Consider the following 10,439-nt stretch of genomic DNA (forward strand, 5'->3'; position numbering starts at 1 on the left):
GTCTATTTCCTCGCCTTCTGCAGCTTCGTGGGCTTGAGCAAAGAGCCACCATTCAAGACCATTGCCGCGATGATGATGGGCTTTGCGCTCGCTGCCGTCGGCCTTGATTCCATCACCGGGCAGTTGCGCCTCACCTTCGGCATTACCGAGCTGCTCAACGGCTTCGATTTCCTCATCGCCGTGATCGGCCTGTTCGGCATCGGCGAGATCCTGCTGACCATGGAGGAGGGGCTGTCCTTCAAGGGCGCCTCGGCGAAGATGAGCCCGCGCGTCGTTTTCGAGACGTGGCGGACGCTCCCGCGCTACTGGCGGACCTTCCTGCGCAGCTGCTTCATCGGCTTCTGGATGGGGTTCAAGCCGGGCGGGGCGACCCCGGCCTCCTTCATGAGCTATTCGTTCGCGAAGCGCTTCGCGCGGAATCCGGAGCGCTTCGGCCAGGGTGACATCGAAGGCGTGGTGGCGCCGGAGACGGCCGCGCATGCGGCGGGGGGCGCCTCGCTCCTGCCCATGATCACCCTGGGCATCCCCGGCTCGCCCACGGCGGCGGTCATGCTGGGCGGGCTCATCATCTGGGGTCTCCAGCCCGGGCCCATGCTCTTCAAAGAGAAGCCGGAGTTCGTGTGGGGCCTCATCGCCAGCATGTACACGGGCAACGTCATCGGCGTGATCATGGTGCTGGCCTTCGTGCCGCTCTTCGCGGCCATCCTGCGCGTGCCCTTCGCCATCCTGACCCCGCTCATCGTTTCCGTCTGTGCCGTCGGCGCCTACTCGGTCAACGGCCGCATGATCGACATCTGGTATATGCTGATCTTCGGCGTGATCGGGTATGCCTTCAAGAAGCTCGACTATCCTCTGGCCCCGCTCGTGCTGGCCCTCGTGTTGGGCGATCTGGCCGAGAATGCTCTGCGCCAGAGCCTGATCATGTCGCAGGGCTCGCTCCTGATCTTCGTCGAGCGTCCCATCTCCGGGGCCATCACCGCGGTGGCGCTCTTCTTTTTCGCCCTGCCGGCGATCACGCCCTGGCTGCGCCGGCTCCGGGGAGGGCCAGCGGCCGCCGTCAAGCCCCGGGAGACTTGACGGGCTCGCTGCCCCACGCCTTCGACCCATGATGTCTCTCGCTCTCGACCCTGGATTCTGGATCCGTCTGCTTGAGATCGCATTCCTCAACCTCCTCCTCTCCGGTGACAACGCCGTCCTCATCGCGCTGGCCGTGCGTGCCTTGCCGCGGCGCCAGCGCGTCCTCGGGCAGATCTGGGGCACCGTGGGCGCCGTCGTGCTCCGCCTGGCCTTCGTGGGGATCGTGAGCCTCCTCCTCGAGCTGGCCTTTCTCAGGGTGGCCGGCGCGCTCGTGCTCCTCTGGATTGCCTACAAGCTCGTCCAGCCCGAGGGAGGCGAGCCGGAGAGGGGACGTCACGGCCGGTCGTTCTGGCACGCCATATGGCTCATCCTCGTGGCCGACGTGACCATGAGCCTCGACAACGTGCTCGCCATCGCGGCGGCCGCGCGCGGGGACATGATGCTGGTGGGCATCGGCATCGCGATGTCCGTGCCCATCGTGATCGTGGGCAGCGGCGTTCTCGCCACGCTCATGAATCGCTATCCCGCTATCATCTGGGTGGGCGGCGGCGTCCTAGGCTTTGTCGCCGGCGAGATGCTGCTGGACGACCCCGTGGTGCTCCGAGCGCTGGGCGAAGGGCTGGACGCCAAGCTCAAGGTGCCCGTGGCCATCGCGATGGCCGGCACTCTCACCGCCATCGGGTGGCGGCTCTCGCGGAAGAAGGCATGAGCTTTCTGCTGAATCCGGAATTCTGGGCGCGTCTGCTCGGCATCGTGTTGATCGACATCTCCCTGGCCGGGGACAATGCGCTCGTGATCGCCCTCGCCGTGCGCGACCTGCCACCCCCCCAGCAGGTCGTCGGCCGCATCTGGGGCACGCTGGGGGCAGTGGGCCTCCGCGTCGTCTTCATCGCGGTGGTGAGCCTTCTCCTGCGCATCCCGCTCCTCCAGCTGGTGGGCGGCCTGGCTCTAATCTGGATCGCCATCAGGCTCGTGCGCCCCGGCCACATGGATCATGCGGGGACGCGACACGGCACCTCGCTCCGGGAGGCGATCTGGATCATCGTGATGGCGGACGTGACCATGAGCCTCGACAATGTGCTGGGCATCGCGGCGGCGGCCAGGGGTGACATGATCCTCGTCGTCTTCGGGATCGCCCTCTCCCTGCCTCTGGTGGTCTGGGGCAGCGGACTCCTCGCTCGCCTCATGGCCCGCCACGAATGGATCATCTGGCTCGGAGGCGGCGTGCTGGGCTATGTGGCCGGCGAGATGATCACGGATGACCCGATGGTCCGGCGCTGGCTGGGGGCGGGCGCCGCCGCCGCCGATGTGGGGCTGTCGATCGTGCTGGGGGTGGCGGTGACGGCGCTCGCCTGGTGGCGTGCGCGGTCGGCCGCTCGAGCCCCCGCCGGTCAGAGGGGAGGGGCGTGATGGAGCTCGAGCCCGTCAAGTCTATCCGGATCTACGAGGACATCGTGCGTCAGGTCAAGGCGCTGATCGCCGACGGAAGACTGACCTCGGGTGATCGCCTCCCCCCGGAGCGGGAGCTCGCGGAGCGCTTCCGCGTCAGTCGCGCCTCGGTGCGCGAGGCCTTGCGCTCCCTGCAGAGCCGCGGGCTCATCGAGATCCGAGCCGGCGAGGGCGCCTTCGTGCGCGACGTCTCGGTGGAGGCGCTCATCGAGCCCCTCGCCCTCGTCATCCTGCCTCACCGCGAGGCCGTGGGTGAGCTCTTCGAGGCGCGTCGCATTCTCGAGCCGGCCATCGCCGCCCTGGCCGCGCGGCGGGCCACCCGCGAGGAAGTCGGCGAGATGGAGCGCATCCTCGAAGAGCAGGCCCGCGAGGTGGCCCAGGGCAAGACGGGGATGGCTCAGGATTCGGCCCTGCACGCGGCCATCGCCGGCGCCGCCCACAACCGCGCCATCGTCCGCATCGTGAGCGCCTTGCTGGATCTCCTGGCTCAGAGTCGCGAGGAAAGCTTGCTGACGCCGGGGCGGCCGACTCGCTCACATCGTGACCACGTCCGCATGCTCGACGCGATCCGGCGCGGAGACGAGGCGGCCGCTCATCTCGCGATGCGCGCCCATCTGGCGGCTGTCGAGAAACTTGTCATGGGCGGGGTTGACGGGGGCATGGCGCGAGCCCGACGCAGACGAGTCAAGACGCGGAGCAAGCGGCCTAAAGTCCCGTAAGTACCTGTCACGCAAGAATATTCGTTGACATTCACCATGCGGTCGCATACCATCGCTGGATAACGCAGGCCTCTTCGGGGCCTGCCTTTCTTTCTCTGCAGACTTTCTCTGCAGACCGAGCGGCCCGACCGAGGGGGTCGACGCGATGGCACACGCGACGGTACGCAAGGGCGCACGGACGAAAGCGGCGCGCGGCGTTGCTCGCCCCCCCAAGTACGTGTACTCCTTCGCCAACGGCAAGGCGGAGGGGTCGAGCGCCCTGCGACACCTGCTCGGCGGAAAGGGCTGCGAGCTGGCCGAGATGACCAATCTCGGCGTCCCGGTGCCGCCCGGCTTCACCATCACGACCGAGGCCTGGTCGGCCTACGCGACGGGGGGCCGCAAGCACCCCGCGGGGCTCTGGGAGCAGGCGCTCGGTTCGCTCGCTCGTCTGGAGGCCGCCGTCGGGCTCAAGCTCGGCGACCCGGCGCGTCCCTTGCTCGTCTCCGTGCGCTCGGGGGCCCGCGCCTCGATGCCCGGCATGATGGACACCGTACTGAACCTCGGCCTCAATGACCGGACGGTGCTGGGCCTCGCGCGCTGGACCAAGAACGAGCGATTCGCCTGGGACTGCTATCGTCGGTTCATCACCATCTTCGGCGACGTGGTGCTCGGGATCGACCGCCACGCCTTCGACGAGCTCCTGGAACGGGCCAAGGCCGCGGCGGGTGCCAAGACCGACGCCGATCTCCAGCCCGAGCCGCTCAAGGCGCTCGTGGCGGAGTCCAAGCGGCTCGTGCAGGCGCGCACGGGCAAAGCTTTCCCGCAGGACCCGAACGAGCAGCTGAGGCTGGCCGTCTCCGCGGTCTTCGACTCGTGGTTCGCGAAGAAGGCGGTCGACTATCGGCGCATCCACGGGCTGCCCGATGACTGGGGCACGGCCGTGACCGTGATGGCCATGGTCTTCGGCAACCTCGGCGAGACGTCGGGCACGGGCGTGTGCTTCACGCGCGACCCCTCGAGCGGGGAGCGGCGCTTCTTCGGTGAGTTCCTCGTCAACGCCCAGGGTGAGGACGTGGTGGCGGGCATCCGCACGCCGCAGCCCATCGCCGCGCTCAAGGAGAGCATGCCGAAGATGTACGACGAGCTGGTGGCCATCAAGGACCGGCTCGAGCGCCACTATCGCGACATGCAGGACATCGAGTTCACGGTGCAGGAAGGCCGGCTCTATATCTTGCAAACGCGTTCGGGCAAGCGGACGGCCGGGGCCGCCGTGCGCATCGCCGTCGAGATGGTGAAGGAAGGGCTGTTCGAGGACAAGCGGGTGAAGAAGGCCTCCGAACGCCACCAGCAGTCCATCCGGACGGCGCTCCTGCGCGTCGAGCCTGCCTCGCTCAACCAGCTCCTCGTGAAAACGGTCGATCCCAAGGCCAAGTACACGGCGGTCGCCCAGGGGCTGGCCGCCACCCCCGCGGCGGCCGTCGGCAAGGTCGTCTTCGATCCCGAGAAGGCGGTGGAGATGGCGCTGCGCGAGGAGCCGGTGATCCTCGTGCGCGCTGAGACGTCACCAGAGGACGTGGCCGGGATGCATGCCGCTCAGGGCGTACTGACTTCCCGGGGCGGCCTGACCTCCCACGCGGCGGTCGTGGCACGCGGCTGGGGCAAGAGCTGTGTGGTGGGCGCGGGCGACGTGGTGGTCGAAGAGGAGAACCGCCTCTTCCGCGCGGGACGTACGGTGGTGCGCGAAGGGCAGGTGGTGACGCTGAATGGCGCGACGGGAGAGGTGGTCATGGGCGCCCTGCCGCTGGTGGATCCAGAGCTGTCGGACGAGTTCCGGAAACTGCTCGCGTGGGCCCGCAAGGTCAGCACGACCAAGGTGCGCGCCAACGCGGACACGCCGGAGGACGCGGCCAAGGCCCGGGAGTTCGAGGCCGTCGGCATCGGGCTCGTGCGAACCGAGCACATGTTCTTCAAGGAGGATCGCATCACCATCGTCCGCGAGATGATCATGGCCCGCGACGAGCAGGCCCGGCGCAAGGCCGTGGACAGCCTCCTGCCCTTCCAGCGTGAGGACTTCATCGGTATCTTCACGGCCATGCACGGCTTTCCCGTGACCATACGGCTCCTCGACCCGCCTCTCCACGAGTTCCTCCCCAAGTACAAGGAGGTGCTCGAGGAGTACACGAGGCTCGACGCCCTCGGCATCAACCCGGCGCGGCACCAGGAGCTGGGCGCCATCCGGGCGCGGATCGAGGCCCTCCAAGAGGCCAATCCGATGCTCGGCCACCGTGGCTGCCGGCTCGGCATCACCTTTCCCGAGATCTACGAGATGCAGGTGCGCGCCATCATGGAGGCGGCCTGCGAGGTCGCCAAGCGGGGCGTGCGGGTCGAGCCCCCTGAGATCATGATTCCTCTCACGGGGACGGTGGCGGAGATGAAGCTCGCCCGCGAGATGACCGAGCGGGTGGCCCGGCAGACCGTGGCGGAGATGGGCGTGAGGGTCGGGTATTCTGTGGGCACCATGATCGAGGTGCCGCGGGCCGCCCTCATCGCCGACAAGCTCGCCGAGCACGCCGAGTTCTTCTCCTTCGGCACCAATGACCTGACCCAGATGACCTTCGGCTACAGCCGGGACGACATCGGGAAGTTCCTGCCCTTCTACCTGGAGCACAAGCTGCTCCCCCACGATCCCTTCGCGGTGCTGGATCAGGAAGGGGTGGGGGAGATGATCGAGATCGGCATTCAGCGCGGCCGCCGGACGCAACCCGAGCTCAAGGTCGGCATCTGCGGCGAGCATGGAGGCGAGCCGTCCTCCGTCGAGTTCTGCCATCGCGTCGGCATGGACTACGTCTCGTGCTCTCCGTACATGGTGCCCATCGCCTGGCTCGCCTCCGCCCAGGCCCAGATCAAGCAGCCGCGCCGTACCCTCAAGGGTCGGTCTCATGCGTGACTTCCACGGCGTCTACGTTCCCGTGCCCACGCCCTTCCGCGGCGACCTGGTGGCCACGGACCGGCTCAAGGCCAATCTGGCCAAGTGGAATGCCACGGACCTCGCCGGCTACGTCGTGCTCGGCTCGACGGGCGAGTTCCCCATGCTGTCGGAGGCCGAGCGCGACGCGGTGCTCGTGGCGGCCCGCGAGGCGATCCCGCGCGGCAAGGCCTTCCTGGCCGGCACCGGCGCGAACTCCACCCTGCACACGATACGGCAGACGAAGCGCGCGGCCGAGATCGGGGCGGATGCGGCCATCGTCATCACGCCGCACTACTTCACCAAGGGCTTTGCCCAGGCGGGCGCCCAGGTGCGCCACTACGTCGCGGTGGCCGAGGCCTCGCCCATCCCCGTCATGCTCTACAACTTCCCGCTCAATACCGGGATCAATCTGGAGCCCGACACCATCGCGCGCATCGCCGAGCATCCGAATGTGTGCGGCATCAAGGACTCCTCCGGCAACATCCCGCAGGCGGCCCACGTCATCCATCTGACCCCCAAGACCTTCCATGTGCTGGTGGGCTCGGCGGCGGCCCTGCTGCCCGCTCTGCCCATCGGGGCTTCGGGCGGGGTTCTCGCCCTGGCCGCCATCGCCGGCCGCGAGCTGTGCGAGGTCTACGGGCTCGCCCGAGACGGGCGATGGGAAGAAGCCAAGGCGATCGCGGCGCGCATGATGCTGGCGGACCGGGGCGTGACCGGGCGATTCGGAATAGGCGGGCTCAAGGCCGCTATGGACTTGCAGGGCTTCTACGGTGGACCGTGCCGGGCGCCACTGGCCACGCCGGACGGCGACGCCATCGAGGACGTCAAGGAATGCCTCGCCTCGGCGGGGCTGCTGTAAGAAGGCGGAAGAGGTTCAACCAGAGGCTGGCTGGCGAGAATGGCTCAGATGCGAGGCGGCGAGCGAAGCGACGAGCGAGGCGTACTCTCTGTACGTTGAGCGAGGAGCGAGTTCGCCGCACTCCCGCAGATGAGCCATTATCGGCAGCCAGCGAAGGAGGGTAAAGCTGTGAAGCTTCCTGGAGCGAAGATCGTGCTGGAGTCTTTGAAGCGTGAAGGCGTGGACATCGTGTTCGGTCTGCCCGGGGGGGCGGTACTGCCGATCTACGACGCCCTGTACGACTTCGAGGGTCTCCGTCACATCCTGGTACGCCAGGAAGCGGCCGCCGGGCACGCGGCCGAGGGCTACGCGCGCACCACCGGCAAGGTGGGCGTGTGCCTGGTCACCTCGGGACCCGCGGCCACCAATCTGGTGACGGCGCTCCAGGACGCCCTCATGGACTCGATCCCCATCGTGGCCTTCACCGGACAGGTGCCCACGCACCTCATCGGCAACGACGCCTTCCAGGAGGCGGACAACGTCGGCATCACGCGCTCGGCGACCAAGCACAACTTCCTCGTCAAGGACGGCAAGGATCTGGCCGCGACCATCAAGGAGGCCTTCCACATCGCCTCCACGGGCCGGCCCGGGCCGGTGCACGTCGACCTGCCCAAGGACATTCTCGTCAAGGAGTGGAGCTTCGAGTACCCGGAGCGCGTGCACCTGCGCTCGTACAATCCCACCTACGAGGGGCACCCCGGGCAGATCAAGAAGGCGGCCCGGGCCATGATCCGGGCCAAGCGGCCCGTCCTGTACGTGGGGGGCGGCGCCATCTCCGCCGACGCGTCACCCGAGCTTCGCGAGCTCGCCGAGCTGACCCAGATTCCCCTGACCCAAACCCTGATGGGGCTCGGGGCCTTCCCCATGGCCCACCCGCTCTCCCTCGACATGCTGGGCATGCACGGCACCTACTACGCCAACATGGCCGTGCACGACTCGGACTGTCTGGTGGCCGTGGGCGCGCGCTTCGACGACCGCGTCACCGGGCGCGTGGATGCCTTCGCGCCCAGCGCGGAGATCATCCACATCGACATCGACCCGTCGTCCATCTCGAAGAACATCAAGGTCGACATCCCCATCGTGGGCGACTGCAAGCGCGTGCTCGTCAAGCTCCTGGAGGCGGTGCGCGAGGAGATGAAGACGTATCCCCAGGGCGCCATCAAGGAAGCGCGCCGGCAATGGGCCGAGCAGATCGCGGAGTGGAAGCGAGATCAGCCCCTCCGCTACGAATGGTCCGACGATGTCATCAAGCCCCAGTACGTGATCGAGGAGATCTCCAACCTGACCAACGGCGAGGCCCTCGTGGTCACCGGGGTGGGCCAGCACCAGATGTGGGCGGCCCAGTACTACCGCTTCAAGCACCCGCGCTCGTGGTGCACCTCGGGGGGCTTGGGCACCATGGGCTACGGGCTGCCCACCTCCATGGGCGTGCAGGCCGGCCATCCCGACCGCCTCGTCATCAACATCGACGGCGACGGCTCCTTCGCCATGAACAGCCAGGAGCTCGCCACCTGCTTCGAGGAGCGGCTGCCCGTCAAGACCGTCATCATCAACAACGGCGGCCACGGGATGGTCCGGCAGTGGCAGCGGATCATCTTCAAGGAGCGGTTCTGTGCCGTCGATCTCGGGCCGAGCCCGGACTTCGTGAAGCTCGCCGAGGCCTACGGGTGCACGGGCATCCGGGCTACCAAGCCCGCCGACGTGGTGCCCGCCCTCGAGAAGATGATCTCCACCCCGGGGCCCGTGCTCCTCGACGTGTGGGTGAACAAGGACGAGTGCGTGTTTCCCATGGTGCCGGCGGGCGGCGCCAACACCGACATGATCCTCGCGCCGCCCAGCCGGGAGACCCGCGAGCGCGCCGAGAAGTCCCAGACGGGGTTCTAGCCGTGGCCGACGCGCCCGAGATCAAGAAGCACACCATCGCCGTCCTCGTGGAGAATCGCTTCGGCGTGCTCTCGCGCGTGGCCGGACTCTTCTCCGCCCGGGGCTACAACATCGAGAGCCTGTCCGTGGGCGAGACGCTCGACCCGGCGGTGTCGCGCATGACCCTGGTCGTCCGCGGTGACGTCTTCGTGATCGAGCAGGTGATGAAGCAGCTCCACAAGCTGATCGACGTCATCAAGGTCATCGACCTCAGCGAGGAGACGCACGTGGAGCGCGAGATGCTCCTCATCCGCGTCAACGCAGAGCCGAGCGCGCGCGCAGAGATCCTCCGCATCGCGGACATCTTCCGCGCCAAGGTCATCGACGTCACCGCGGCCAGCTACACCCTCGAGGTCACCGGCGAGGAGTCCAAGATCGAGGCCATGCTCGAGCTCCTCCGGGCCTTCGGCATCCAGGAAGTGGTGCGCACGGGCAAGGTGGCTATCGCCCGCAGCCCCAAGGCCCGGCTCCGCCGCGTCGAGGAGAAGCTGGGCAAGACCGCCCCCGCGCGCCCGAACCCCGCGAGCCAGGACCCGCGCGTGGTCGGGTTCGCGGACTAACCATCACAGGAGAGCACACGTCATGCCGGCGAAGATTTTCTACGACCAGGACGCGGACCTCGGATTGATCAAGAGCAAGAAGATCGCCATCATCGGCTACGGCAGCCAGGGGCACGCCCACGCCCTGAACCTCAAGGACTCGGGCCAGAACGTCCTCGTCGGCCTCTACAAGGGCTCCCCCAGCTGGGCCCGGGCCGAGAAGGACGGGCTCAAGGTGATGACGGTCAACGAGGCCGCCGCCGCCGCGGACATCATCATGGTCCTCCTGCCCGACCAGAGCCAGCGGCAGATCTACGAGGAGTCCATCAAGGGCACCCTCGCCAAGGGCAAGACCCTGATGTTCGCCCACGGCTTCAATATCCATTTCAACCAGGTGGTGCCCTCGCCGGACGTCGACGTGTCGATGATCGCCCCCAAGGCGCCGGGTCACGTCATGCGGGACCTCTTCACCCAGGGACCGGGCGTGCCCGCCCTCGTGGCCGTGTACCAGGACGTGTCGGGCAAGGCGCGGGACACCGCGCTGGCCTACGGCAAGGGCGTCGGATGCACCCGCGCCGGGGTCCTGGAGACGACCTTCAAGGAAGAAACGGAGACCGATCTCTTCGGGGAGCAGACGACCCTGTGCGGGGGTGTCTCCCACCTGATCAAGGCCGCCTTCGAGACGCTCGTCGACGCCGGGTACCAGCCCGAGGTCGCGTACTTCGAGTGCATGCACGAGATGAAGCTGATCGTGGATCTTTTCTACCAGGGCGGTCTCGCCTACATGCGCTACTCGGTGTCGGATACGGCGGAGTATGGCGACTACACGAGGGGGCCGCGGATCATCAACGATGAGACCAAGGCCGAGATGAAGAAGATCCTGG

The 10,439-nt window shown here is 67.5% G+C and carries 8 protein-coding genes and 1 pseudogene; all 9 read left to right on the forward strand.

Going from position 1 to position 10,439, the window contains the following annotated elements; all coding sequences use genetic code 11:
* Window positions 1-1,077: tripartite tricarboxylate transporter permease (locus VGT00_01560; protein ID HEV8530084.1), on the forward strand; the 1,077-nt coding region annotated here is incomplete at its 5' end.
* Window positions 1,078-1,105: 28 nt separating this feature from the next.
* Window positions 1,106-1,786 (forward strand): TerC family protein, encoded by a 681-nt coding sequence (locus VGT00_01565; protein ID HEV8530085.1) that lies wholly within the window; start codon window positions 1,106-1,108, stop codon window positions 1,784-1,786.
* Window positions 1,783-2,487 carry a TerC family protein gene (locus VGT00_01570; protein ID HEV8530086.1) on the forward strand — a complete coding sequence of 235 codons (705 nt, stop codon included), beginning with the start codon at window positions 1,783-1,785 and terminating at the stop codon, window positions 2,485-2,487. Before VGT00_01565 ends, VGT00_01570 begins: the two co-directional genes overlap by 4 nt.
* Complete coding sequence (locus tag VGT00_01575) at window positions 2,487-3,245, forward strand: FadR/GntR family transcriptional regulator (protein ID HEV8530087.1); 759 nt, start codon at window positions 2,487-2,489, stop codon at window positions 3,243-3,245. The genes VGT00_01570 and VGT00_01575 overlap by 1 nt, the downstream gene beginning before the upstream one ends.
* 145 nt (window positions 3,246-3,390) lie before the next feature.
* The gene (gene ppdK / locus VGT00_01580) at window positions 3,391-6,174 is read left to right on the forward strand and encodes a pyruvate, phosphate dikinase (protein HEV8530088.1); all 2,784 of its coding nucleotides are present in this window, start codon (window positions 3,391-3,393) and stop codon (window positions 6,172-6,174) included.
* Window positions 6,167-7,054, forward strand: coding sequence for a dihydrodipicolinate synthase family protein (locus VGT00_01585; GenBank protein HEV8530089.1), 888 nt, complete (start codon window positions 6,167-6,169; stop codon window positions 7,052-7,054). Before ppdK ends, VGT00_01585 begins: the two co-directional genes overlap by 8 nt.
* A 168-nt stretch (window positions 7,055-7,222) precedes the next feature.
* Window positions 7,223-8,977 carry a biosynthetic-type acetolactate synthase large subunit gene (gene ilvB, locus VGT00_01590; GenBank protein HEV8530090.1) on the forward strand — a complete coding sequence of 585 codons (1,755 nt, stop codon included), beginning with the start codon at window positions 7,223-7,225 and terminating at the stop codon, window positions 8,975-8,977.
* A 20-nt stretch (window positions 8,978-8,997) separates the two neighbouring features.
* A pseudogene (gene ilvN, locus VGT00_01595) lies at window positions 8,998-9,477 on the forward strand (acetolactate synthase small subunit).
* Between the two features lie 121 nt (window positions 9,478-9,598).
* The coding region (gene ilvC / locus VGT00_01600) for a ketol-acid reductoisomerase (GenBank protein ID HEV8530091.1) at window positions 9,599-10,439 on the forward strand (841 nt) is incomplete at its 3' end.

This window comes from Candidatus Methylomirabilota bacterium, assembly GCA_036002485.1.
Lineage (GTDB): Bacteria > Methylomirabilota > Methylomirabilia > Rokubacteriales > CSP1-6 > AR37.